This is a genomic window from Oricola indica, assembly GCF_965227485.1.
In the GTDB taxonomy this organism is placed as follows: domain Bacteria; phylum Pseudomonadota; class Alphaproteobacteria; order Rhizobiales; family Rhizobiaceae; genus Oricola; species Oricola indica.
In genome coordinates this window covers 790,248-812,722 of the sequence record NZ_OZ245747.1, presented here as the reverse complement: position 1 = coordinate 812,722, position 22,475 = coordinate 790,248, and the positions used below count along the sequence as shown (strand labels likewise).

At 63.2% G+C, this 22,475-nt stretch carries 26 protein-coding genes and 1 tRNA gene; 23 read left to right on the top strand and 4 right to left on the bottom strand.

Annotated features, from left to right (window positions below; all coding sequences use genetic code 11):
- The first annotated feature begins 30 nt into the window (after positions 1 to 30).
- The 8 genes from ACQK2M_RS04290 (at position 31) to ACQK2M_RS04255 (ending at position 7,652) form a co-directional block, all read left to right on the top strand.
- Positions 31 to 1,533: a CoA-acylating methylmalonate-semialdehyde dehydrogenase gene (locus tag ACQK2M_RS04290; protein ID WP_425416775.1), complete on the top strand. Its 1,503-nt coding sequence runs from the start codon at positions 31 to 33 to the stop codon at positions 1,531 to 1,533.
- A 1,125-nt stretch (positions 1,534 to 2,658) separates the two neighbouring features.
- Entirely contained in the window at positions 2,659 to 2,934 is a 276-nt protein-coding gene (locus tag ACQK2M_RS04285; protein WP_425416774.1) for a PqqD family protein, read from the top strand.
- Between the two features lie 11 nt (positions 2,935 to 2,945).
- Entirely contained in the window at positions 2,946 to 3,383 is a 438-nt protein-coding gene (locus ACQK2M_RS04280; protein ID WP_425416773.1) for a lasso peptide biosynthesis B2 protein, read from the top strand.
- Entirely contained in the window at positions 3,380 to 4,390 is a 1,011-nt protein-coding gene (locus ACQK2M_RS04275; protein WP_425416772.1) for a hypothetical protein, read from the top strand. The genes ACQK2M_RS04280 and ACQK2M_RS04275 overlap by 4 nt, the downstream gene beginning before the upstream one ends.
- The gene (locus tag ACQK2M_RS04270) at positions 4,371 to 5,333 is read left to right on the top strand and encodes a nucleotidyltransferase family protein (RefSeq protein ID WP_425416771.1); all 963 of its coding nucleotides are present in this window, start codon (positions 4,371 to 4,373) and stop codon (positions 5,331 to 5,333) included. Before ACQK2M_RS04275 ends, ACQK2M_RS04270 begins: the two co-directional genes overlap by 20 nt.
- 87 nt (positions 5,334 to 5,420) lie before the next feature.
- Entirely contained in the window at positions 5,421 to 6,848 is a 1,428-nt protein-coding gene (locus ACQK2M_RS04265; protein ID WP_425416770.1) for a class I adenylate-forming enzyme family protein, read from the top strand.
- Between the two features lie 11 nt (positions 6,849 to 6,859).
- The gene (locus ACQK2M_RS04260) at positions 6,860 to 7,444 is read left to right on the top strand and encodes a GNAT family N-acetyltransferase (protein WP_425416769.1); all 585 of its coding nucleotides are present in this window, start codon (positions 6,860 to 6,862) and stop codon (positions 7,442 to 7,444) included.
- Positions 7,434 to 7,652: an acyl carrier protein gene (locus ACQK2M_RS04255; protein WP_425416768.1), complete on the top strand. Its 219-nt coding sequence runs from the start codon at positions 7,434 to 7,436 to the stop codon at positions 7,650 to 7,652. The genes ACQK2M_RS04260 and ACQK2M_RS04255 overlap by 11 nt, the downstream gene beginning before the upstream one ends.
- Positions 7,653 to 7,749: 97 nt before the next feature.
- Here the strand turns inward: ACQK2M_RS04255 and ACQK2M_RS04250 are convergent.
- A tRNA-Ser gene (locus ACQK2M_RS04250) sits at positions 7,750 to 7,839 on the bottom strand.
- Between the two features lie 262 nt (positions 7,840 to 8,101).
- On the opposite strand from ACQK2M_RS04250, the gene ACQK2M_RS04245 reads away from it, so the two are divergent.
- From ACQK2M_RS04245 to ACQK2M_RS04235, 3 genes are all read left to right on the top strand, one after another.
- Complete coding sequence (locus ACQK2M_RS04245; RefSeq protein WP_425416767.1) at positions 8,102 to 8,752, top strand: 50S ribosomal protein L21; 651 nt, start codon at positions 8,102 to 8,104, stop codon at positions 8,750 to 8,752.
- An 81-nt stretch (positions 8,753 to 8,833) separates the two neighbouring features.
- The gene (gene rpmA / locus ACQK2M_RS04240) at positions 8,834 to 9,103 is read left to right on the top strand and encodes a 50S ribosomal protein L27 (protein ID WP_223477397.1); all 270 of its coding nucleotides are present in this window, start codon (positions 8,834 to 8,836) and stop codon (positions 9,101 to 9,103) included.
- Between the two features lie 111 nt (positions 9,104 to 9,214).
- Positions 9,215 to 9,811 carry a GNAT family N-acetyltransferase gene (locus ACQK2M_RS04235; protein WP_223477398.1) on the top strand — a complete coding sequence of 199 codons (597 nt, stop codon included), beginning with the start codon at positions 9,215 to 9,217 and terminating at the stop codon, positions 9,809 to 9,811.
- Positions 9,812 to 9,820: 9 nt separating this feature from the next.
- Here the strand turns inward: ACQK2M_RS04235 and ACQK2M_RS04230 are convergent, their stop codons facing one another.
- Positions 9,821 to 10,645 (bottom strand): endonuclease/exonuclease/phosphatase family protein, encoded by an 825-nt coding sequence (locus ACQK2M_RS04230; protein ID WP_425416766.1) that lies wholly within the window; start codon positions 10,643 to 10,645, stop codon positions 9,821 to 9,823.
- A gap of 84 nt (positions 10,646 to 10,729) precedes the next feature.
- Between ACQK2M_RS04230 and obgE the strand changes: the two genes are divergently transcribed.
- From obgE to ACQK2M_RS04170, 12 genes are all read left to right on the top strand, one after another.
- The gene (obgE, locus tag ACQK2M_RS04225; RefSeq protein ID WP_425416765.1) at positions 10,730 to 11,764 is read left to right on the top strand and encodes a GTPase ObgE; all 1,035 of its coding nucleotides are present in this window, start codon (positions 10,730 to 10,732) and stop codon (positions 11,762 to 11,764) included.
- 4 nt (positions 11,765 to 11,768) lie between these two features.
- Positions 11,769 to 12,887, top strand: a complete 1,119-nt coding sequence (gene proB, locus ACQK2M_RS04220; protein ID WP_425416764.1) for a glutamate 5-kinase — start codon at positions 11,769 to 11,771, stop codon at positions 12,885 to 12,887.
- Positions 12,888 to 12,976: 89 nt separating this feature from the next.
- Positions 12,977 to 14,263 (top strand): glutamate-5-semialdehyde dehydrogenase, encoded by a 1,287-nt coding sequence (locus ACQK2M_RS04215; protein WP_425416763.1) that lies wholly within the window; start codon positions 12,977 to 12,979, stop codon positions 14,261 to 14,263.
- Positions 14,264 to 14,271: 8 nt separating this feature from the next.
- Complete coding sequence (locus ACQK2M_RS04210; RefSeq protein WP_223477403.1) at positions 14,272 to 14,925, top strand: nicotinate-nucleotide adenylyltransferase; 654 nt, start codon at positions 14,272 to 14,274, stop codon at positions 14,923 to 14,925.
- 192 nt (positions 14,926 to 15,117) lie between these two features.
- Positions 15,118 to 15,435 (top strand): ribosome silencing factor, encoded by a 318-nt coding sequence (gene rsfS / locus ACQK2M_RS04205; RefSeq protein ID WP_223477706.1) that lies wholly within the window; start codon positions 15,118 to 15,120, stop codon positions 15,433 to 15,435.
- Between the two features lie 34 nt (positions 15,436 to 15,469).
- Complete coding sequence (gene rlmH / locus ACQK2M_RS04200; RefSeq protein WP_425416762.1) at positions 15,470 to 15,955, top strand: 23S rRNA (pseudouridine(1915)-N(3))-methyltransferase RlmH; 486 nt, start codon at positions 15,470 to 15,472, stop codon at positions 15,953 to 15,955.
- A gap of 100 nt (positions 15,956 to 16,055) precedes the next feature.
- A complete protein-coding gene (locus ACQK2M_RS04195; protein WP_425416761.1) occupies positions 16,056 to 17,354 on the top strand; it encodes a murein hydrolase activator EnvC family protein in 1,299 nt (432 codons plus the stop codon).
- A 2-nt stretch (positions 17,355 to 17,356) separates the two neighbouring features.
- Positions 17,357 to 18,682, top strand: a complete 1,326-nt coding sequence (locus ACQK2M_RS04190) for a S41 family peptidase (protein WP_223477406.1) — start codon at positions 17,357 to 17,359, stop codon at positions 18,680 to 18,682.
- 86 nt (positions 18,683 to 18,768) lie between these two features.
- The gene (locus ACQK2M_RS04185; protein ID WP_425416760.1) at positions 18,769 to 20,004 is read left to right on the top strand and encodes a divergent polysaccharide deacetylase family protein; all 1,236 of its coding nucleotides are present in this window, start codon (positions 18,769 to 18,771) and stop codon (positions 20,002 to 20,004) included.
- An 8-nt stretch (positions 20,005 to 20,012) separates the two neighbouring features.
- On the top strand, positions 20,013 to 20,543 hold the full coding sequence (locus ACQK2M_RS04180) for an RNA pyrophosphohydrolase (protein ID WP_425416759.1): 531 nt from the start codon (positions 20,013 to 20,015) through the stop codon (positions 20,541 to 20,543).
- Complete coding sequence (locus ACQK2M_RS04175) at positions 20,540 to 21,256, top strand: aspartate/glutamate racemase family protein (RefSeq protein WP_425416758.1); 717 nt, start codon at positions 20,540 to 20,542, stop codon at positions 21,254 to 21,256. The genes ACQK2M_RS04180 and ACQK2M_RS04175 overlap by 4 nt, the downstream gene beginning before the upstream one ends.
- 44 nt (positions 21,257 to 21,300) lie before the next feature.
- Positions 21,301 to 21,801: a GNAT family N-acetyltransferase gene (locus ACQK2M_RS04170; protein WP_425416757.1), complete on the top strand. Its 501-nt coding sequence runs from the start codon at positions 21,301 to 21,303 to the stop codon at positions 21,799 to 21,801.
- A gap of 60 nt (positions 21,802 to 21,861) precedes the next feature.
- Here the strand turns inward: ACQK2M_RS04170 and ACQK2M_RS04165 are convergent, their stop codons facing one another.
- Positions 21,862 to 22,269, bottom strand: a complete 408-nt coding sequence (locus ACQK2M_RS04165; protein WP_425416755.1) for a F0F1 ATP synthase subunit epsilon — start codon at positions 22,267 to 22,269, stop codon at positions 21,862 to 21,864.
- A gap of 8 nt (positions 22,270 to 22,277) precedes the next feature.
- On the bottom strand, positions 22,278 to 22,472 hold the full coding sequence (locus ACQK2M_RS04160) for a hypothetical protein (protein WP_223477412.1): 195 nt from the start codon (positions 22,470 to 22,472) through the stop codon (positions 22,278 to 22,280).
- Between the last annotated feature and the right edge of the window lie 3 nt (positions 22,473 to 22,475).

Sequence of the window (22,475 nt, the reverse complement as noted above, 5' to 3'; positions counted from 1 at the left end):
ACATCGCCTCCAACCAAGGAGGACACTTCCATGACGACGATTACCCATTACATCGCCGGATCGCCGGCCAGAGGCACCGCCGACCGTACCCAGCCGGTCTTCAACCCCGCCACTGGCGAAGCGGAGAAAGAGGTGATTCTCGCCACAGAAAAGGACGTCAACGATGCGGTCGCCGCCGCAAAGGCAGCCTGGCCGGCATGGTCGAAGACGCCGTCGCTGCGCCGCGCCCGCATACTCGACAAGTTCAAGACCATCCTGTGGGAGCGCGCGGACCAGCTCGCCGAAGCGATTTCCGCCGAACACGGCAAGACCCATGACGACGCGCTCGGCGAAGTGACGCGCGGCCTCGAGGTCGTCGAGTTCGCGATCGGCGCGCCGACCCATCTCAAGGGCGAATTCTCCGAAAGCGTCGGCACCGGTGTCGATACCCACTCGATCCGTCAATCGCTCGGCGTTGTCGCCGGCATCACGCCGTTCAACTTCCCGGCCATGGTGCCGATGTGGATGTTTCCCGTCGCGCTCGCCTGCGGCAACACCTTCATTCTCAAGCCTTCGGAGCGCGACCCGTCCCCCTCGCTGCTGATCGCCGAATGGCTGACCGAGGCTGGCCTGCCGGAGGGTGTGTTCAATGTCGTCCAGGGCGACAAGGTGGCCGTTGACGCGCTGCTGCATCATCCGGACGTCAAGGCCATCTCCTTTGTCGGATCGACCCCGATCGCGAAATACATCCACGTCACCGGCGTGACCAACGGCAAGCGCGTTCAGGCGCTGGGCGGCGCCAAGAACCACATGATCGTGATGCCCGACGCTGATCTCGACATGGCGGCCAACGCACTCATGGGCGCGGCCTTCGGCTCTGCCGGCGAGCGCTGCATGGCCATATCGGTGGCGGTTCCGGTCACCGACGCCGTCGCCGACGCGCTGATCGAGCGGCTGGTGCCGAAGATCCAGGCGCTGAAGATCGGTCCGGCCGCCGACCGGTCCTCCGAGATGGGTCCGGTCGTCACGCAACAGGCACGGGAGAAAATCCTCGGCTATATCGACGCGGGCGAAAAGGAGGGCGCGAAGCTGGTCGTCGATGGACGCGAGTTCAAACAGCCAATGCAGGGCTACGAGAACGGCTACTATGTCGGCGGCACGCTGTTCGACCATGTCACCCCCGACATGTCGATCTATCGCGACGAGATCTTCGGCCCGGTGCTGTCGGTTGTACGCCGCAATTCCTACCAGGAAGCGGTCGATCTGATCCACTGCCATGAATACGCCAACGGCACGGCGGTCTTCACCCGCGACGGCGACACGGCGCGCGCCTTTTCGCAGGATATCGAGGTCGGCATGGTCGGCATCAACGTGCCGATCCCGGTTCCGATGGCGTTCCACTCCTTCGGCGGCTGGAAGGCCTCGATCTTCGGCGACCACGCGATGCACGGCATGGAGGGCGTGCGCTTCTACACCCGCATCAAGACGACCACCACGCGGTGGCCGGGCGGCATACGCGACGACGCGCAGTTCACTATGCCGACGCTTGGCTGAAACGCGCTGTCGCGGCGCGAATTACCCATTCGACATCCGAGAGGGCACGTGACGCCCTCTCCAACAATGATCGTGAAGTAAGGTCAGTTTTCATCGGAAGTTCAGTTCCGTATCCGCAAGGCCAAGACCGGCACTCGGAGACCGCCAAGTTCAGATCGCCCAAGGGTTTGCGATCGGCGTTCGTTCAGCTAGAATGTACGAAAATCAGCGATTTCTGACATAAGTGGAACGAAACTGATGACGAAAAAGAAAGAATATCGCAAGCCTGCAATCGCAAAGAGAACACTGATCTCGAAAGTGGTTGCCGCACCGTCAACCGGGGTATGAGCCTTCGGGGCTGACACGCCCCATTTTCGCTTGACGTCCGGCATTTGTGGCTGGGATATTCCCGCCAGAGCAAGATTTCCTGAATATGGAGAGAACGATGGATACCCGATCGAAGCGGATTTATGTGAAACCGGCGCTTGTGAAGCAGGAAAAGCTTTCAACCGTTGTCGCACGCAACTCCAATCCCGCCTAGAAAGTTTACCGCCCGTTTCGCTTAGGCTTTCAATTCGCCGCCCCTTTGCGGAGCGCTGCGAGTTGCGATAAGCTGCGGATCTGACAGGCCAATTCCGGTAAGAAGGAAGAATTTTATGAAGAGCCAAGCGAAACGAATTTATGTGAAGCCGACGCTGGTCAAGCAGTCGACGCTAGCCAGCGTTGTTGCGACCGGATCACCTGAGAAATAGAATACCTTCCCATCGTCCTCGCTGGAATTCAGCGCGTCGATCCATAAACCAGGAAAAGGAAGGGAAACAGATGTCAGCCAAGAAAACCTATACGAAACCCGTCCTCCTGAAAAAGCAGGCGCTGACCGCGATTGTGGCGGGCGGCTCCACGCGTTAAAATTAGGAAGAGTCGACTATTCGAGATCGACTCCTTTTCGTCACCGTAAGCCGCTTACCGTTCTGGATCGGACAGAAAAAATGACGAAAAAGAAATACGAAAAACCCGCGGTCACGAAATCCGGCGTCCTGTCGGCCGTTACCGCACAAGTTTCCTCCGGAAATGGCTGACGAAATCCGGCCGGCTTCGGCTCTGTGATCGTTTCAGAAAAAACACTTCCGACAGGTGTGAGAGTTCATGTCAGCGTCCAAGGTTTACGCGCTTTCGCCAATCGCCTCCTTTGAAACCGTCGGCGACGGCGCTGTCATTCTCCTTGGCGACAGCGGGCAGCTCTATTCATGCAACGACACGTCGGAAGCATTTCTGAGGAATGTCGACGGGCAGCGCTCGATCGACGAGATCGCCCGGCTGATGGAGAGCGAGTACGACGTCGCGCTCGAAACGCTGATCGGCGACCTGAATGAGCTTGCCGCCGAACTGGAATCCGAGGGAATCATCGTTAGCGCAGAGTGATGGGCACGGTCATGCCTGCAATCGGCCATTGGCAGCGATGGCGCCTCCTGCTCGATATCTGGATCGCGGCGCGATTCCTCCCCTTCCGCATTCGCGGAAAAAGCTTCTCCGAAATATTGAGACTTGCCGAGAACGGCAACCAGGGCGACGTTCCGCATCTGCCGGTACCCGACATCGCGCGGTTTGTCCGCAAGGCGGTTCGCAACCCGATCCTGATGCGCGATCGGCGCTGCCTGCGGGCCGGGCTGGTCGGCTATGAATACCTCCGCAGGGCCGGCTATCGGCCACAGCTTCATTTCGCGGTGGACGAGGTGTCGATCGGTTCGCCCCGGATCTCCGCGCATTGCTGGGTATCGATCGATGGCGAGGAAGTGATCAACAACCGTATGGATGGCCAGGTCACGATATACGTGCATCCCTCGCAGACCGGAGCGACCGAAGGACAATGATCACTCGCTGGTTCGATCTTCATGCCGGCGCCTTGCGGGTCGATGCGCAAAACGCGCTGCAGATGAACTCGTTTTCGCGCATTTTCAGCGACGAAGCGATCGCTGCCGCCGACAGCGCCGCATTCACGTTGACGATCCGTGAAGGCGAACCCGAATCCGCGCCGGATGGTGCAACCTTGATCTATGCGGGACCGGTTTTCGACGAAGGCGACTGCCGGTTCACTTCACATGATGGAACGCAGTACCTGCAATTCCCCGACCGCGTGACACTCATACTGGCCGCCGACAAGCGCCACGCGTCGATCACGGTTGCGCCCGGCTGCGAAATAAGCGCGGGCCAGTCGGTTGCCATGCTTGTTCTGCACGCGGCGGCCAACGCCACCGGGCAATTCCTGCTGCATTCCGCTGGCGTCACGATGCCGGGCAGCGATGATCTCGTCGTCATTTTCGGCCAAAGCGGCTCGGGGAAGACCACCACCACCCTGGCGCTCTGCGACGCGGGGTTCGGCCTGTGCTCGGACGATGTGATGGTTTTCCGGGTCGATGCCGATGGCGTGACCGCCTGGGGGTTGCCGCGCAATCTGAAGGTCCACCGGAAGACCGCGGAGATGCTGGATTGGGTGGCGCCCCGGCTTTCGGGCGATTGGAGCGACGAAGACGAGCGCCGCCTCCTGCAGGCGGATATCGCGGACCGGATTCGCATCGAACCCACCGGGCGGCGACCGGTCGCCGGCCTGTTCAAACTGGAGCGGAGCGGACGCACGGAGAGCGACGTGCTCGCGCTCGCCGCGACCGAAACCCTCGCGGCGCTCGCGGCCGACAATATGCGGATAGGCAAGACCGGTCTGGTCGAGGGCGAAATCAGGCAGTTCAGCCTGCTGGCCGCCATCACCAGGACGCTCCCCACCTTCAGGCTGTGCGCCGGATCGGACCTGAGCACGATCGCACCGGCGGTCGAAACAGCGATCGCGGAGGATCGGCAGCGCCGTGACGTCAAGGCAAACTGAAGCGCTGCTATGCCGGCTGGCGGATCCCGAAGCGCCGGTCCCGAACGTGCCTTCCGGGCACCTTCCCCGGATCGCGCAGATGGCGAGCGATCACAATGTCGGGCCGGTCGTGCTGCGCAAACTGGCCGGAATATGCGATCCGGAGATCGTCTCCGACCTCAAACGCGAAGTCGAAGCGACCATCGCGCTGACCCTGCGCCTGCGCGGTCTGGCGAACGATGTCTCCGCTTTCATCCGCGAAAACGGCATCGCCGCGACGATGGTGAAAGGCCGGAGCTTTGCGACGCGTCTCTATCCGGTCCCCGGCGACCGCCCCTTCACCGACATCGACATTCTCGTTTCACCGGACGCGCGCGAAGCGTTCGCCGGGTTCCTGACGGATCGCGGTTTCCGGCTGCACAAGCGGGCGGCATTCGACAACACCGTCGCCAACCAGGAAGAAAAATGGCTGCATGAAGACGTTCCGGCATTGCTGATCGAAGTCCATGGAAACCTCGTTCATTACGAGGGGCTGCGCCGGCGCGTGAGCTTTTCCTTTGACGATCTGATGCGGATCGACGCTGACGACCCGGAAGCGCCGTTGTGCCTGTTCTTTCTGGCCGTCGTCCATGGAACGCTCGGCCACAAACTCCACCAGATACGCTTCCTGGTCGATGTGCTGCAGGCTTTCAGAAAACTCGACACCAATGACCGGGATAAACTGCCGCAATTGGCCGCCGACCTGCATCTGAGCGTCGAAACGGCCCTTTGCCTTCGCCTGATCGCGGAAATGTTCGATGAGACGGCCGCGGCGGAACTGGCGAGCCGTTTTACCTTTGGCCCGCTCGCGTCGCTCGGCATGGATATGATTACCGCGCAGGTCGTCATCGAGGCCCCGTATTCGCGCATGTCGCGACTGCGCAGGCATGCTTTTCGCTGGATACAGAGAACGATGAGCCGTTAGCTGCGTTAGCCGGCCATCCGGCCAAGTTCATTTTCGATCCCGGTTCAGCTATACAGTCACGCAAAACAGGACCGCAAGACAAAGACAATGAGTTCCGAAACCGCTTCCGTCCTGTCGATGCTGCCCGTTTCCGCCCGGATTTCCGATGTACGGACCGGCAGCGAGATGTCGGCGTCCGATATCGGGCGAGCGGCGCGGAAGGGCGCTGTCGAGTTGTCGGCGCTCGGCCTCGATCACGGGGCGCGCATTGTCGTTTCGGAGTCCGACGGCATCGATTTCCTGATCGCGCTTTTCGCGTGCTGGGAAGCCGGCTTCGTCGCCGTCGGCGTCAATTCGGCGCTGACCGGCGCGGAACAGGAAAATGTCATCGAAGCCACCGGCGCGAGGCACTGGATCGGCGAACGCCGTTGCGACATGCCGCGACCGGACCCGGACAGTTCATCCGCAGTCCTGCCTTTGGGACTGGACGAACCGGCTCTGATCCTGATGACATCGGGCACCACGGGCCGTCCGAAAGGCATCGTCCATTCACGGCGCAGCCTGCTGGCCCGGATTTCCCTGAACATCGTGGAGATCGGGTGCGACGCGTTGAGCCAGGTCCTGTGCGTGCTGCCGGTGTTCTTCGGCCACGGGCTCATCGGCAATTGCCTGACGCCGCTTTTCGCCGGCGGGCATGTCCACATATGGACGGTTCCGGACATGTCGGAAATGCGCGGACTCTCCTCTGTCATCGAGGCACGCCGGATCGGCTTCATGAGTTCCGTTCCGTCTTTCTGGAAGATCGCCCTGCGCGTTTCCGACTCGCCATCCATACCCATGACCAGGATCCATGTCGGCTCGGCCCCGCTTTCGATCGGCCAGTGGCGGGATATCGCGAAATGGGGCGGCACCGACAATGTCTTCAACATGTTCGGCATGACCGAGACCGCGAACTGGATCGGTGGCGGCTCGCTGCGTGACGACCGGGCATGCGACGGCTATGTCGGACCGATATGGGGCGGCGCACTCGCCGTGCGCGACGCAAACGGCCGTATTTCCGGCCAGGGACGCGGCGAGGTCCTGGTGCAGACGCCGTCGATCATGCTGGGCTACTGGCAGCGCCCCGATCTGCAGACGGAGGCCTTTTGCGACGGCTGGTTCCGTACCGGCGATACGGGCGAAATCGACGACGAGGGCCATCTTGTGCTGGCCGGCCGGATTAAATCGGAGATCAATCGCGGCGGCATCAAGGTGCAGGCCGAGGAGGTCGACATGATGCTCGAACGCCATGCGGATATTGCGGAGGCCTGCGCCTTCGGCATCCCGGACCCGGTCGCGGGAGAGGCCGTTGCGGCCGCGGTCGTGCTCAAACCGGGATCGGACTTCGATGCGGAGGCAATCAAGGCCTGGTGCAGGACGCAGGCCCGCGCCGACGCGGTGCCGTCCCGCCTCTACAGGCTCGACGCCATCCCGCGCAACGATCGCGGCAAGATCGTGCGGGCCGATGTGCGAAACCTCGTCGCCGGCGAAACGTGAGCGCGTTCTTCATGACAACCAGAAGCAAGCTCGCCCGGCCGCTCGAAACGGAACGGTTCATCCTCGAGCCGATGGGCCCGATACGGTTCATGATCGAAACCCGCGAGATACGCCGCGACCCGGAAATCCTCGCGGGCCTGTTCCAGACTTCAAAACCGCGCTCCGCGTGGAAATGGGCGAGAACCATGTCCCTTCCGGACAACCGCACCAAGTTCGCGTTCTCGATCACGCCCAAATCGGGCGGCCGATCCATCGGCTTTCACAAGGTCAAGATGCGCGGATACCGGTCGGCCTTCAATTCCGTCGCCATCGGGGATCGCGAATGGTGGGGCAAGGGGGTCGTCCTGGAGGTACGCGCCAAGCTCATGAACCACTTCTTTTCCTGTTCCGACGTCGAGCGTTTCTACGGTGTCGTCGAGGCGCGCAACACCGCATCCATATTCAACTACCGGCGGCTGGGATACGACCATGTCGGGAGCTGGCACCGCAGCAACCAGAACCCGCAGACAGGCGAGGTCGTTGATTTCCTGAATTTCGAGATCTTCAAGGACAAATGGATGGCCGGTCCCTGGGCGGAGAAAAACGATGACGCCTGACGACCGCGCCTGCGAAATCGTCGCGAAAGCCCTCAAGATCGAGGGCGGTCACGTATCGATCGACGACACGATGGAAACCCTGCCGGCGTGGGACAGCCTGGCCCATATGTCGATCGTGCTCACGATCGAGGCCGAAACGAACCGCCAGCTTCGCGCCGAGGAAATCGCCTCCATCCTGTCGGTCAGATCCGTCGCCGAACTGCTTTAGGATGCGGCCCGGCTGCGACTCACATCCGAGCAATCTGTCGAGAAATTGGCACTTTCGCCCCGGCTCCCAAGAGAAGCCGGCATTCGGTCCTGGTCTATGGCGGAGAGGGTGGGATTCGAACCCACGATAGAGTCACCCCTATACCGCATTTCGAGTGCGGCGCTTTCGACCACTCAGCCACCTCTCCGTGACCGCTTCGATGAGCGGGCCGGTCCATAGCCCTCAATGGCGGCGAAGACAAGCCTTCGCTGTCGAAAAGCTTGACTTTTCACCGCACCCGCATCATAGGGGTGCCGCTGGCGCGGGAAATCCGCGCCGCTTTGTTTGTGTCCGGCAATGACCGGGCATGAAACCGAACCGAAACCGTCACGACTGACCAAAAAGACGGCCTGCCCGGACCGCACCAGCGGCGAGTGGCAAGAGCCGGACCGAACACTGAAGGAAAAAAAATGTTCGCAGTCATCAAGACCGGTGGCAAGCAGTACCGCGTTGCTACCGAAGACACGCTCCAGATCGAACTGCTCGACGGCGAGACCGGCGACATGGTGGAGTTCAACGAAGTTCTCATGGTCGGCGAAGGCGCCGATGCGACGTTTGGCGCGCCCTTCGTCGAAGGCGCCCTGGTCACCGCCGAGGTTGTCTCGCAGGGCCGTGCGCGCAAGGTCATCGCCTTCAAGAAGCGCCGCCGCCAGAACTCCAAGCGCACCCGCGGCCATCGCCAGCACCTGACGACCGTGCGCATCGCCGAGATCCTGACCGGTGGCGCCAAGCCGTCCAAGAAGGCCGCGCCGAAAAAGGCCGAGGCAGCACCCGCGCCGAAGGCGGAAGCACCGAAGCCCGCCGCCAAGGAAGAAAAGGCGGCTCCGGCCGCTGCCGCGTCGCTGTTCACCGCGCCGGAAGGCGAGGCCGACAAGCTGACCAAGATCAAGGGCATCGGCCCGGTTGCCGAAAGCCAGCTCAACGAGCAGGGCATCACCACCTACGCGCAGATTGCCGCTCTCAGCGAAGCGGACATCGCGACGGTGGACGAGAACATGCCCTTCAGCGCGGATCAGATCCGCGACTGGCAGGAGCAGGCCAAGGCCCTGATCGCGAAGTGATAGCCGGCCGGGGTTGTAAAAACGCCCCGTAGCCACCATAAGAACGGAAATTCGCGCAGTTGGCGCGACAGGAGATAGACAATGGCACACAAGAAAGCCGGTGGTTCGTCGCGTAACGGTCGCGATTCCGAATCCAAACGTCTTGGCGTGAAGAAATTCGGCGGCGAGAAAGTCGTCCCGGGCAACATCATCGTGCGCCAGCGCGGCACGAAGTGGCATCCGGGCGTCAATGTCGGCATTGGCAAGGATCACACGATCTTCGCGAAAGTCGAAGGCGCGGTGGAATTCAAGGCGAAGGCCAATGGCCGAACCTATATTTCCGTAATGCCCATGCAGGACGCAGCGGAATAAGCCGGACAACCATATGGTCCGGCGTCTCATGACCCGGATTTGGCGAAAGCCGCGATACAAGGGGAGATGGGACGCCACCATCTCCCCTTCTCGATTCAAGGCAACGAAACGATGATCCAGCCAGCACAGCAGCTTTACGGTCCCGATCTTCCGGACCTGAGCTACGATACGCCCGTTCTCGTGACGACGCGTCTCGTGCTGCGACCGCCGCACCGTGACGACGTCGAGGACCTGGCCGCGATCGCCAACAATCGGCAGATCGCGGAAATGACGTCGCGCATGCCCTATCCCTATCGCGAGAGCGATGCGGAAGTGTTCCTGGAGGGTTGCCTCACCGGGGAGCATGAGGGCTATATCTACGCCATCACGCTGGCCGATACCGGCCACCTCATCGGCTTTGCCGGCCTCGAGATTCGCGATCGCAGCGGCGGCTTCGAAGTCGGCTTCTGGCTTGGCGAGGCCTATTGGGGCCATGGTTACGCGACCGAGGCCGCAAATGCCCTCGTCGATCAGGCGTTCCGCTCGACCGACGCCGAACGCATCCATGCGGTGTGTCGCACGGTCAATCCGGGTTCGCGCAACGTGATCGCCAAATGCGGCTTTTCCTTCGTCGGGCTCGACGAGATCGACAGTCTCACTGCCGGCCGCGTACCGGTCGAACGCTACACGCTCGATCGCGCCGACTGGCTGGCCCGCAAACAGGCATAGGCCCGGCCTTTACGCGCCGAGATGGATCCAGACGGGCATGTGGTCGGAGCCTTCCGCGCTCTGATCCACATGCGCCTTCGTCACGTGGTCGGCGAAGCCCTGGGTGGCAAACCCGTAATCGAGGCGCTTGACCCGCTCGCGATCGTCGGGGTCGACCCAGCTCCAGCCGGAATCGGTCGCCGTCACATCGACGAGCGGCCCCGTTTCGGAGAGCATGTCGCGGTATTCGGCGAGATCCGGCTCCATGTTGAAATCGCCGAGCAGGACGAAATCCTCGGCATGCGGCAGTTCCGGAAAACCGTATTCGCTTAGCCCGGTGACGGCCATGCCGGTATGGGGAACGGCGAAGGCGATTTCCTTCAGGGCGGCGATCTGGTTCAGCCTCTCCTGCGGATCGATGTGATCGAGATGGACGGAATAGAAACGGAAGGGACCGGAAGGCGTCGCGATCAGCGCTTCCAGCGCGCCGCGCTGCAAATTCAGCGAGGCGGTGCGCATCGAGCGCGGCAGAAGGTGGCCGCGTGCGGAGAGGATCGGCCAACGCGACAGGATCATGTTGCCGAACTGGAACCGCCGGTTTACCGCCACGCCGTCCTCGACGGCGCTGCCGCAATCGACATCGGCCGGCATGTGGTGGACGGCGAACCGGTCGGGCATGAGCGCCTGGATCTCGGCGACCATGTCGCGGCCCTCATTGCGGATGAAGCCGCGCGTCACTTCCTGCAGCGCGATGATGTCGGCGTCCTTCACGGCATCGACGATACGCTCCAGATCGTAGGCGCCGTCCAGTCCGATGCCGAACTGTATGTTGTAGGTGGCTACCGTGAAGGCCATGCAGGAATCCCCGAATTCATTGTCGCGCGGAGCGCGTCTATGCGATAGAGCATCGCAAACTTGTACCAGGCAGATAACAAAACCATGAAATTCCTCGATCAGGCGAAAGTTTACATCCGGTCGGGCGACGGCGGTGCCGGCTCGGTCTCGTTTCGCCGCGAAAAATATATCGAGTTCGGCGGTCCCGACGGCGGCGACGGCGGGCGTGGCGGCGACGTCTGGGCCGAGGCGGTCGAGGGTCTGAACACGCTGATCGACTACCGCTACCAGCAGCATTTCAAGGCGAAGATCGGCGTGCACGGCATGGGCCGCAACCGCACCGGCGCGAAAGGCGCGGATGTGACGCTGAAAGTGCCCGTCGGCACCCAGATCTACGAGGAAGACAACGAAACCCTGATCTGCGACCTGACCGAGGAGGGCCAGCGCTTCCTGCTCGCAAAGGGAGGCAATGGCGGCTTCGGCAACGCCCATTTCAAATCCTCGACCAACCAGGCGCCGCGCCGCGCCAACCCCGGTCTCGAAGGACAGGAACGCACCATCTGGCTGCGCCTGAAGCTGATCGCCGATGCCGGCCTCGTCGGGCTGCCCAATGCCGGCAAGTCCACGCTGCTGGCGAGCGTCACGGCCGCCAAGCCGAAGATCGCCGATTACCCGTTCACGACGCTGCATCCCAATCTCGGCGTGGTACGCATCGATGCGCGCGAATTCGTGCTCGCCGATATCCCCGGCCTGATCGAGGGCGCGCATGAGGGCGTCGGTATCGGCGACCGTTTCCTCGGCCATGTCGAGCGCACCAATGTCATGCTGCATCTCGTTTCTGCGCTGGAGGAAGATCCGGCGGCCGCTTACAGGACTGTCCGCAAGGAACTCGAGGCCTATGGCCACGGATTGACGGAGAAACCGGAAATCCTCGCGCTGTCGCAGATCGACACGGTCGACGCGGCGACGATCGCCGACAAGACGAAACAGCTGAAGAAAGCCGCGAAGAAGGAGCCCCTGCCCTTCTCCTCCGTCAGCCGCGACGGCCTCGACGAGGTGCTGCGCGCCCTGATGACCCATATCGAGGAAGAACGGAAGCCCGAGGAGCAGTCGGAGCCCGATCCGCGCTGGCAGGCGTGATGCGATGCAGGGTCGTCTCGCTTCCTACCGGCGCATCGTCGTCAAGATCGGGTCCGCGCTTCTCGTCGACCGCAAGGCCGGCCTGAAACGCGCCTGGCTGAACAGCCTCGCCCGCGACATCGCGGCGCTGCGCCGTGACGGTCACGAGATCCTCGTCGTCTCCTCCGGCGCGGTCGCCATGGGCCGAACCGTTCTCGACATGCGCTCCGGTTCCCTGAAACTGGAAGAAAACCAGGCCGCGGCCGCGGTCGGGCAGATCGCGCTTGCGCGCGCCTGGGACGAGGCGCTCGACGAAGAAGGCATCACGACCGGACAGGTTCTCGTCACCATCGACGACACGGAATCGCGCCGCCGCTACCTCAACGCCCGCGCCACCATCGGCGCGCTTCTGCGCATGGGCGCGGTCCCGGTCATCAACGAGAACGACACCGTCGCGACCAACGAGATCCGCTACGGCGACAATGACCGCCTCGCCGCGCGCGTCGCGACCATGATGAATGCCGATCTCCTGATCATCCTGTCCGATGTCGACGGGCTCTACACCGCTTCGCCCGCTCTCGATCCCGATGCCCGCCACCTCGCCGAAATCGAGGCGATCACGCCGGAGATCGAGGCCATGGCCGGCGAGGCCGCGTCCGAACTGTCGCGCGGCGGCATGCGCACCAAGGTCGAGGCCGGAAAGATCGCCACCCAGGCCGGCACAGCGATGATCATCACGAAAGGCGCGGTGGACAATCCGCTCTCGGCGCTCGACGGCGGCGCGGCCTGTTCCCTGTTCCACGCATCGACCGCGCCCGTCTCCGCCTGGAAAAGCTGGATCGCCGGCCAGTTGGAGCCGCAGGGCAGGCTCATCGTCGACGAAGGCGCGGCGCGCGCGCTGCGCTCGGGCAAGAGCCTGCTCCCGGCCGGGGTGCGCGGTGTCGAGGGCGCGTTCCAGCGCGGCGACACGCTCGCCGTCGTGCTGGAGGGCTCCCGCGAGGAAGTCGCGCGCGGCCTCGCGGGTTACGATGCCGACGAGGCCGGCCTGATCGCCGGCCACAAGACGCCGGAAATCGAGGCCATTCTCGGCCATGCTCCCCGCGCCGCCATGATCCACCGCGACGACATGGTGGTTAAGGTCTGACCGCGGCGAACATCGCCGCGATCCACCCTCATTGCCCTTCGCCGCATTGAGCGCTAAACAATCCGCTCGCAATAACAGGAACAGGACCGATGCTCACCAGGGCCGAAATCAACTCGCAGGACATTCCCGCCCTCATGGCGGACATGGGCGCGCGCGCCCGTGCTGCGAGCCGGCCACTGGCGATCGCCAGCACCGCGCAAAAGGACGCCGCGCTTGCGGCAATGGCCGACGCGATCGAGGCCGGCTGCGACGACATTCTCGCCGCCAATGCCATCGACATGGAGCGCGCGGAAACGTCCGACCTGACCGACGCGTTCCGGGACCGCCTGAAGCTGACGAAGGATCGCGTGCAGGCCATGGCCGACGGGATACGCGCCATCGCCGGCCTGACCGATCCGGTCGGCGCGATCATCGCCGCCTGGGACCGTCCCAACGGGCTGCAGATCGAGCGCGTGCGCACGCCGCTCGGCGTCATCAGCGTCATCTATGAGAGCCGTCCCAATGTGACGGCCGATGCCGGCGCGCTGTGCCTCAAGGCCGGCAATGCCGTCATCCTGCGCGGCGGCTCCGATTCCGCCAACTCCTCGCGCGCCATCCATGCCTGCCTGGCCGAGGGGCTGGAAACAGCCGGCCTGCCCGCCGATGCCATCCAGCTCGTTCCGGTCACCGACCGCGCCGCCGTCGGCGAGTTGCTGACCGGGCTGGACGGCACGATCGACGTGATCGTCCCGCGCGGCGGCCGCAGCCTGGTCGAACGTGTCCAGTCGGACGCTCGTGTCCCGGTCTTCGCCCATCTCGAGGGGCTTTGTCACATCTATGTCGATAAATCGGCCGATCTCGACATGGCGCGCGCCATCGCCGTCAACGCCAAGATGCGCCGCACCGGCATCTGCGGCGCCGCCGAGACCCTTCTGGTCGATCGCGCGGTGGCCGAAACCCATCTCGTGCCGATCCTCGACGCCCTCGATGACGCCGGCTGCGCCATTCGCGGCGACGCGGATGTCTGCGCCATGTGGCCGAAAGCAGAACGCGCGACGGAGGCCGACTGGCTGACCGAATATCTCGGCCCGCTGATCTCGGTCGCGCTGGTCGACGGCATCGAGGGTGCGATCGACCATATCGCCACCTATTCGTCGAACCATACCGAGGCGGTGATCGCCGAGGACGCCGCGGTCGTCGAGAAGTTCTTCAACGAGATCGACAGCGCCATCCTCCTGCACAACGCATCGACGCAATTCGCCGATGGCGGAGAATTCGGCATGGGCGCGGAGATCGGCATTGCGACGGGCAAGATGCATGCGCGCGGGCCCGTCGGCGTCGAGCAGTTGACATCCTTCAAATACCGGGTGCGCGGCACCGGCCAGATCCGCCCCTGAGCAGAACCATGAGCGACACCGCGGAACTTTTTCCGGGCGTCGCCCGACACCATCTGCGCATGCCGCATGTGGAACCCGGCATGACGGTCGGGCTGTTCGGCGGATCCTTCAATCCGCCGCATGAAGGACACCTGCTCGTCACGGAAACAGCTATCCGCCGCCTCAGGCTCGATCAGCTCTGGTGGATCGTGACGCCCGGCAACCCGCTGAAGGACACGACCGAATTGCCGCCGCTCGCCGAGCGCATCGCCTGGTCCGAGAAAATCAATGGCGACCCGAGGGTCAAGGTCACCGCATTCGAGGCCAGCCACCAGGTGCGGTTCACCGCCGACACGCTGGCGCTCGTTCGGCGTTACAATCCGCGCGTCCGTTTCATCTGGGTGATGGGCGCCGATAATCTCGCTAGCTTCCACCGCTGGCAGAACTGGCAGGACATCGCGCTCACCTTCCCGATCGCGGTGGTCGACAGGCCCGGCTCGACCCTGTCCTACCTCTCCTCGAAAATGGCGAAATCCTTCGCCTATGCCCGCATCGACGAATCCGACGCCGCGCTGCTTTCGACCCTCCCCGCGCCCGCATGGACTTTCCTGCACGGCCCGCGTTCTCCGGTGTCTTCGACCGCGATTCGCAACGGCGAGGTATCGGCCCGCAAGAAGGCTTGAACGCATCTGTCTTGAATCTGTTACCGCCTCGTGCCTATCTTTGGAGTGGGAAAGGCGAATCATCTTTCCCCTCGTTTGTTCCGAATTGAAAGGAAGCACTTGAGAACAACGACGTTGAAGAAGGCCGACCTCGCGCCTTCTACCCCCGATATCGGCGAAACCGACGCTGCGAATCGGGTTCTTGAACTGGTCATGGAAAGTCTCGACGACTCCAAGGCCGAGGACATCGTTTCCATCAACATACAGGGCAAATCCGCGATGGCCGATTACATGGTAATCGCGTCGGGCCGTTCCCATCGCCATGTCGGCGCGGTGGCGGACCATTTGCTGCGTGCATTGAAGGAAGCGGGTCATGGAACCGCGAAGGTAGAGGGCCTGTCCGCTGCGGACTGGGTTCTGATCGACGCCGGCGACGTGATCGTGCATGTCTTCCGTCCGGAAGTCCGCGACTTCTATGCGCTTGAGAAGATGTGGCAGGAGCCTGAGGAAGCGGCCGACACCCTTCATTAGGGAACCGGGCATTTCCAACAGCACCTGAGGCGCGATGCGATTGACGATTTTTGCGGTGGGCCGCATGAAACCCGGCCCCGACGCTGAGCTTGTGTCGCGTTACACTGACCGGCTTGCAAAGGCCGGAAAGGCGCTGGGCCTCGATTTTGACGGCTTGACGGAGATCCCCGAAAGCCGTGCCCGAACCGACGCGCTGCGAAAATCCGAAGAAAGCGCCAAATGCGCCGCCATGGCGCGCGAACCCTCGACAGTCCTGATCCTTCTCGACGAACGCGGCAAATCGCTCGCGTCGCGGAAATTCGCCGACCGGCTCGCGGATTATCGCGACACCGGCATATCGCGTGCGATCTTCGCCATCGGCGGCCCGGACGGCCATGACCCCGCGCTGCGCGATCGGGCCGATCTCGTTCTCTCCTTCGGCAACCAGACCTGGCCGCACCAACTCGCCCGCATCATGCTCGCCGAACAGCTCTATCGCGCCGTGACCATCCTGTCCGGGCATCCCTATCATCGCGATTGACGCCTGCCGCCATGTTCTGGCCGAACTTGCCGGTTCCATTGCCGCTGTCCCGCGATAGACTCGTGTTCACACCGCCAATGATTCGTCGAAACGACGCCTGATGCGCCTTCCGCCCCGCCTTGTTTGCCTGCTGGTCGCCGGTCTCGCCGGAACGCCGGCGGTCGCGCAGCAGCAGGATCCGGACGCCCTGGCGATGAGCCTGGAGCAAAACGCCGGCGAACTCGCCGACATTCTCCGCGAACACGCCGTTTCCGCAAAGCGCAGCGAGGAACTGGAGCAGGAGGTCGCGCGCATCCGCAAGGACCGCGCCTCGCTCAACACCGCCATCATCCAGGCGGCGAAAACAGAGAAGAAACTCGCGGCGGACGTCTTCGATCTCGAGGAACGGCTGGTCGCCACCGGACGCGAGGCCGATGCCGTCCGCGCCAGCCTGCGCGAGCGCAAGGCACTTCTCGCCGAAGTGCTCGGCGCGCTTCAGCGCATGGGGCTCAACCCGCCCCCGGCCATTCTCGTAACGCCGGAAGATGCTTTATCCTCGGTGCGCAGTTCGATCCTGCTGAGCGCGGTCGTCCCCGACATGCGCGACGAGACCCTCGTCCTCATCGCCGACCTGAAGGAACTCGGCCGCCTGACCGCGACCTTCAATGCCGAGCGCGAAGAACTGCGCGGCACCCTCGTCGAACAGAAAGAAGAGCAGGCCAGGCTTTCACTTTTGCTTGAGGAAAAGAAGGCGATCGAGGATCGCCGGGCCGAGGATCTGGCGGCGGAGCGCAAGCGAGCCGCCGAACTCGCGGCGCAGGCCTCCACGCTGCAGGATCTGATCGCGTCGATCGAAAAGGAAATCCAGTCGGCCCGCGAGGCCGCCGACGCGGCGCGACAGGAGGCACAGCGCCGGCTGGAAGAAGGCCGCGAACGCGCTGAAAACCAAGACCTTTCCGCGGCGCGCATCGCGCCCGCCTATGCTTTTTCGGAGTTGCGCGGCAAGCTGGCGCAGCCGGTCGGAGGCCGCACAATTACCGCATTTGGCGATAATGACGGACTTGGCGGCAAGGCGCAGGGCGACACGATCGAAGCCGAACCGGGTGCCTGGGTGACCGCTCCGTCGGACGGATGGGTCCTGTATGCGGGACCGTTTCGCTCGTACGGTCAACTCTTGATCCTGAATGTCGGAGACGACTATCATGTGGTGCTGGCCGGGATGGAGCGCATCGATGTGGATCAGGGACAATTTGTCCTCGCCGGGGAACCGGTAGGCACGATGGGCAGGGTTCATCTCGCAAGTGTTTCGGCGGCGGCTGCTGAAAACGAGAACCCGACGCTCTATGTTGAGTTCAGAAGAAAAGGCAAACCCGTCGATCCCGACCCGTGGTGGGAATCGATCGGTTCTGGAAGGACCTGAAAATGATGCGCAAGTTATCGCTGCTGTTCGCCGGAGGCCTGATGGGCGCCGCCTCGATGCTGGTCCTGTCCGGCAACGGCCTCATGATGCCCGCGAATGCGGCCGGCACAGACACCTACAAGCAGCTTTCGATCTTCGGTGACATCTTCGAGCGCGTGCGCGCCAATTATGTCGAGGAACCCGAAGACAAGGAGCTGATCGAGAACGCGATCAACGGCATGCTGGCCTCGCTCGATCCGCACTCCTCCTTCATGAACGCCGAGGATGCCGCGGACATGCGCACCCAGACAAAGGGTGAATATGGCGGCCTCGGCATCGAGGTCACGATGGAGGACGAACTCGTCAAGGTGATCACGCCGATGTTCGACACGCCCGCCGAAAAGGCTGGCGTTCTGGCCGGTGACCTGATCGCCAAGATCGACGGCGAGGAAGTCCGTGGCCTGACGCTGGAACAGGCCGTCGACAAGATGCGCGGCCCGGTCAACGCCCCGATCGAGCTGACGATCCTGCGCGAAGGCGCCGACAAGCCGCTCGAAATCACGGTCATCCGCGATGTCATCAAGGTGCAGGCAGTGCGCTACCGCGCCGAGGACGACATCGGCTATCTGCGGGTGATGTCCTTCACGGAGCAGACCTTCGACAATCTCCAGAACGGCATCGAGAAGCTGACCGAGGAGATCGGCGAAGACAAGCTGAAGGGCTTCGTGCTCGATCTGCGCCTCAATCCCGGCGGCCTGCTCGACCAGGCGATCAACGTGTCCGACGCCTTCCTCGACAAGGGCCTGATCGTGTCGACGCGCGGCCGCGACGACCGCGACACGCGGCGCTATTCGGCCCGGCCGGGCGACCTGACCGGCGGAAAGCCGCTCGTCGTCCTGATCAATGGCGGCTCGGCCAGCGCCTCCGAAATCGTGGCCGGCGCGCTGCAGGATCATCGCCGCGCCACCGTTCTGGGCTCGCGCTCCTTCGGCAAGGGCTCGGTGCAGACGATCATCCCGCTCGGCGAGAGCGGCGCGCTGCGCTTGACGACCGCGCTCTACTACACGCCGGCCGGCGTCTCGATCCAGGGCAAGGGCATCACGCCGGACATCTCCGTCGACCAGACGATCCCCGAGGAACTGCTCGGTCGGGACCTGTCGCGCGGCGAGTCCGATCTGCGCGGCCATATCACGGGTGACGAGGAGGACGAGGAAGGCTCGGGCTCCATCGCCTATGTACCGCAGGATCCCGAAGAAGATGACCAGCTCGCCTTCGCCCTCTCGCTGATCCGCGGCGAAAAGACCGACCCGGCCTTTCCGCCGGATCCGGCCAAGGCCCTGCCGAACTGAGGCAGGCCGTTGCCAAAGAGACAAACAGCCATGTTACAAGAGGCCACCGTTTCCGGTGGCCTTTTGATTCGCGGCGGCAATCGATAATGAACGACCTGAACGCACCTCTCGGACAGACCGGCAGAAGAGCTGCCACGGCCAGGCGCCGGACTGCGCGAAGCCCGAAGGCGCGTCCGGGATTTCCCCTCGTCACGGCTCTCGTCATCACCGGCGTGGCCGGCCTGAACGTCTTTTCCTTCCTGCAACGCGACACACTGCCCGATACCGCACCGATCGTCATTGCCGCGGCCGCTCCGGACGTCGCCGACTCACGCACCACCGGCTCGGTCGCGTCCGCCGACACGGTGCCGGGTAACGATACGGGCGTCGAAGTCGTTTATGGTGAACCCCGCGAAATGCCGGCCAGCGGAGGCGATACGGCCACCGCCATCCCGGAACCGCGCCCTGATATTCCCGAAGGCCGGCTTTCCGAGGGCGGCCCGAAGGTCATCGTCATTCGCGATCCCGGCGACGCGGCTGTGGGACAGCCGGTCCAGGTCGCCCACCTTCCCGATGACGGTGCGGTCGAAGACAGTGAATGGGGCGCGCTTCCCGTCCGCACGTCCGACGGCAGGCGCCCGATGGACATCTATGCGCGGCCCTGGTCTCAGGCCGGCGGCAAGCGGATCGCGATCGTCATCGGCGGACTCGGCCTGTCGCAGACGGGCACGCTGCATGCGCTCGAAAAGCTGCCGCCGGAAATTACGCTGGCGTTTTCCCCACAGGGCAACAGCCTCGGACGGTGGATGCGAGAGGCGCGCCGGCAGGGCCACGAGCTTCTCGTCCAGGTGCCGATGGAGCCCTTCGGATATCCCGACACCGACCCCGGTCCGCACACGCTGACCGTCAACGCCGAAAGGCAGGACAACCTCGATAATCTCCGCTGGGCGCTCGGACAGATCACCAACTATACCGGCATCGTGAATTATCTCGGCGGGCGGCTCGCAACGGCCGACGCGGCGATGACGCCCGTTCTGCGCGAAGTGGGCGAGCGGGGCCTTCTCTATTTCAATGACGGGACCGGCGGGGGCGAGAAACTCGGCATGCTCGCAGCCGCGCTCGACGTGCCCTATGTCGCGGCAAACGCGACGCTTGACGCCACACGCGATCCGGCGGCGATCAAGGCGAAACTGGCGGAACTCGAAAAGATCGCCGAAGTCACCGGCTACGCGATCGGCAGCGGATCGGCGCTTGAGGTTACCGTCGATACCGTGGCCAGCTGGGCCAATGCGGCGAAGAAGCGCGGCTTCGAGATCGTCGGCGTTTCCTCCCTGACGCGATAGGCAAAGAGATGGCCAAGAAAAAGATTAAAGCGGAAGACCTGCCCTACCGCCCATGCGTCGGCATCATGGTCTTGAATGCCGACGGGCTCGTCTGGGCCGGCAAACGCGCGAAGGAAGGCAACACGGAATATTCCGGCCATGCCAAGCTCTGGCAGATGCCGCAGGGCGGGATCGACAAGAACGAGGATCCGCAATCAGCAGCATGGCGCGAGCTCTACGAGGAAACCGGAATCCGGTCGGCCGAGCTGATCGAGGAAGCCCCGAAATGGATCAATTACGATCTGCCCGACGACATGATCGGTATCGGGCTGAAGGGCAAATTTCGCGGCCAGACGCAGAAATGGTTCGCTTTCCGCTTTACCGGCGACGAGAGTGAAATCCAGATCGACCCGCCGCCGGACGGGCATGAGCGAGAATTCGAGGCATGGGACTGGCTGCCGATGGCCGACCTGCCGGAGCTGATCGTGCCCTTCAAGCGCGAGGTCTACGAGAAGGTCGTGCGCGCCTTCGGCCATCTGGCGGGAACGAAGGCGTCATGATGCTGATCGGCCTGCTCGGCGGAATGAGCTGGGAATCGACCGCGATCTATTACCGGGAGATGAACCTCGCCGCGAATCGCGCGCTCGGCGGGCTGCATTCGGCGCGTATCCTGATGCACTCGGTCGACTTCGAGCATATCCAGCGCCTTCAGCACGAGGGGAAATGGGGGGAATGTGCCCGCATCCTCGTTGAGGCGGCGCGCTCGCTGAAGGCGGGCGGCGCGTCTTTCCTCGTCATCGCCACCAACACCATGCACAAGCTTGCCGACGAGATCGAGGAAGGCTCGGGCCTGCCGGTGTTGCATATCGCCGATCCGACGGGTGAAGCCGTGGTCAACGCGGGCCACAAGAAGGTCGGCTTGCTGGCGACGCGTTTCACCATGGAAGAGCGCTTCTATCGCTACCGGCTGGAAAACCGCTTCCATCTGGACGTCGTGATCCCCGACGACGAGGAACGCGCGGACATCCATCGCATTATCTACGAGGAACTGTGCCACGGAACGGTGAACGAAGCATCCGCCGCACGTTTCCGGCAGGTCATCGACCATATGAAGTGGGCGGGATGCGAAGCCGTCATTCTCGGCTGCACCGAGATCACCATGCTTGTGTCGGCCGCAAATGCCGCGCTGCCGGTCTTCGACACGACGGCATTGCATGCCCGCTCCGCGGTGTCGCTGGCGCTGCAGGGCGAACTGATCGGATTGAAGGACTGACGACCTGAAAGCGGACAACGCAAAGCCGAAGGAGCGGACGCGCGATGATACTGCAGAAGACGAAGTTCCGAACCGGCGCGCCGGAAGACCGGATCGCCATCCTCGCGCTCCAGCGCCGCGCTTTCGGGCGGGAAGCCGAGGCCGAACTTGTGGACCAGCTTATCGAAGGGCCTGTCGAGACGATATCCATGGTGGCCGAACTCGATGGAATGATCGTCGGCCATGTCCTGCTGAGCCGTCTAGACGGCCCCGACAAGTCGCTTGCCCTTGCGCCGCTCTGCGTCGACCCGCAATGGCGGGATTTCCTGATCGGGACCGAATTGACCAACCGCGCCATCGACAGGGCGCGACAGGACGGCTGGCACGCCGTCTTCGTTCTCGGCGATCCGGTCTATTACGGACGCTTCGGCTTCAAATCGGACTTGGCCAGCCATGTGGAGACGCCATGGCCGGGACCGGCCTTCCAGGCGCTGGAACTGGTCCCTGACGCGGTCGCGAAATATCGTGGCGCTGTCCGATACCCGCAGGAGTTCGAGGCCGTCTGAAATGAAAACGGCCCGCGATTGGCGGGCCGGTGTCAGTACTCTGAAATCAGCAACCGGATATCAGGCCGGCAGGATCGCGCCCTGCAGCGTGGTCAGCTGATCGAGATACATCATCGCCTTGGAGCGGCTGTCATCGTCCTTGGCGTCCTCGACATCTTCACGGGCATTGGAAATGCGCTGTTCGATATCGGCGGGGTCGATGTCGTTTACATTGACGGCGGATTCGGCGAGCAGCGTGCAGGCTTCCGGCAGGATATCGACGAAGCCGCCGAACACGCAGTAACGCTCCGTCTGGCCGGCCGCGGTTTTCACCTCGATGACGCCCGGCTGAAGCGTGGCCATCACCGGCGCGTGCTTCGCGAGAACCGTGAAATAGCCTTCCTGGCCGGGGACGACGACTTCCTCGACGTCCTCGGACACCATAAGCCGCTCGGGCGAGACCAGTTCGAATTTGAAAGCTTCGGCCATGGGTCAGTTCACTCGGACTGTGTTTGCGATACGGTCATGATCAGGCCGAGAACCGCGCCGATCGCGGTTCCCGTGAGTATGTTGAACGCGACGCCGTTGCGAAACGTCATGCCGAAAAACTGTTCGAGCGACTCCGGCCCGATCATGTAACCGACCAAGGCACCCGCCAGGGCGGTTTCGGCTATGGGGACCCAACGGCTCATGGC

Coding starts and splice junctions, on each gene's coding strand:
- ACQK2M_RS04245 (WP_425416767.1), top strand. CDS start 8,102: ATGTTCGCAGTCATCAAGACCGGTGGCAAGCAGTACCGCGTTGCTACC.
- ACQK2M_RS04255 (WP_425416768.1), top strand. CDS start 7,434: ATGACGCCTGACGACCGCGCCTGCGAAATCGTCGCGAAAGCCCTCAAG.
- ACQK2M_RS04180 (WP_425416759.1), top strand. CDS start 20,013: ATGGCCAAGAAAAAGATTAAAGCGGAAGACCTGCCCTACCGCCCATGC.
- ACQK2M_RS04185 (WP_425416760.1), top strand. CDS start 18,769: ATGAACGACCTGAACGCACCTCTCGGACAGACCGGCAGAAGAGCTGCC.
- proB (WP_425416764.1), top strand. CDS start 11,769: ATGCAGGGTCGTCTCGCTTCCTACCGGCGCATCGTCGTCAAGATCGGG.
- rpmA (WP_223477397.1), top strand. CDS start 8,834: ATGGCACACAAGAAAGCCGGTGGTTCGTCGCGTAACGGTCGCGATTCC.
- obgE (WP_425416765.1), top strand. CDS start 10,730: ATGAAATTCCTCGATCAGGCGAAAGTTTACATCCGGTCGGGCGACGGC.
- ACQK2M_RS04280 (WP_425416773.1), top strand. CDS start 2,946: ATGCCTGCAATCGGCCATTGGCAGCGATGGCGCCTCCTGCTCGATATC.
- ACQK2M_RS04265 (WP_425416770.1), top strand. CDS start 5,421: ATGAGTTCCGAAACCGCTTCCGTCCTGTCGATGCTGCCCGTTTCCGCC.
- rsfS (WP_223477706.1), top strand. CDS start 15,118: ATGGAAAGTCTCGACGACTCCAAGGCCGAGGACATCGTTTCCATCAAC.
- ACQK2M_RS04275 (WP_425416772.1), top strand. CDS start 3,380: ATGATCACTCGCTGGTTCGATCTTCATGCCGGCGCCTTGCGGGTCGAT.
- ACQK2M_RS04195 (WP_425416761.1), top strand. CDS start 16,056: ATGCGCCTTCCGCCCCGCCTTGTTTGCCTGCTGGTCGCCGGTCTCGCC.
- ACQK2M_RS04160 (WP_223477412.1), bottom strand. CDS start 22,472: ATGAGCCGTTGGGTCCCCATAGCCGAAACCGCCCTGGCGGGTGCCTTG.
- ACQK2M_RS04235 (WP_223477398.1), top strand. CDS start 9,215: ATGATCCAGCCAGCACAGCAGCTTTACGGTCCCGATCTTCCGGACCTG.
- ACQK2M_RS04285 (WP_425416774.1), top strand. CDS start 2,659: ATGTCAGCGTCCAAGGTTTACGCGCTTTCGCCAATCGCCTCCTTTGAA.
- ACQK2M_RS04175 (WP_425416758.1), top strand. CDS start 20,540: ATGATGCTGATCGGCCTGCTCGGCGGAATGAGCTGGGAATCGACCGCG.
- ACQK2M_RS04210 (WP_223477403.1), top strand. CDS start 14,272: ATGAGCGACACCGCGGAACTTTTTCCGGGCGTCGCCCGACACCATCTG.
- rlmH (WP_425416762.1), top strand. CDS start 15,470: ATGCGATTGACGATTTTTGCGGTGGGCCGCATGAAACCCGGCCCCGAC.
- ACQK2M_RS04170 (WP_425416757.1), top strand. CDS start 21,301: ATGATACTGCAGAAGACGAAGTTCCGAACCGGCGCGCCGGAAGACCGG.
- ACQK2M_RS04260 (WP_425416769.1), top strand. CDS start 6,860: ATGACAACCAGAAGCAAGCTCGCCCGGCCGCTCGAAACGGAACGGTTC.
- ACQK2M_RS04190 (WP_223477406.1), top strand. CDS start 17,357: ATGATGCGCAAGTTATCGCTGCTGTTCGCCGGAGGCCTGATGGGCGCC.
- ACQK2M_RS04215 (WP_425416763.1), top strand. CDS start 12,977: ATGCTCACCAGGGCCGAAATCAACTCGCAGGACATTCCCGCCCTCATG.
- ACQK2M_RS04290 (WP_425416775.1), top strand. CDS start 31: ATGACGACGATTACCCATTACATCGCCGGATCGCCGGCCAGAGGCACC.
- ACQK2M_RS04165 (WP_425416755.1), bottom strand. CDS start 22,269: ATGGCCGAAGCTTTCAAATTCGAACTGGTCTCGCCCGAGCGGCTTATG.
- ACQK2M_RS04230 (WP_425416766.1), bottom strand. CDS start 10,645: ATGGCCTTCACGGTAGCCACCTACAACATACAGTTCGGCATCGGACTG.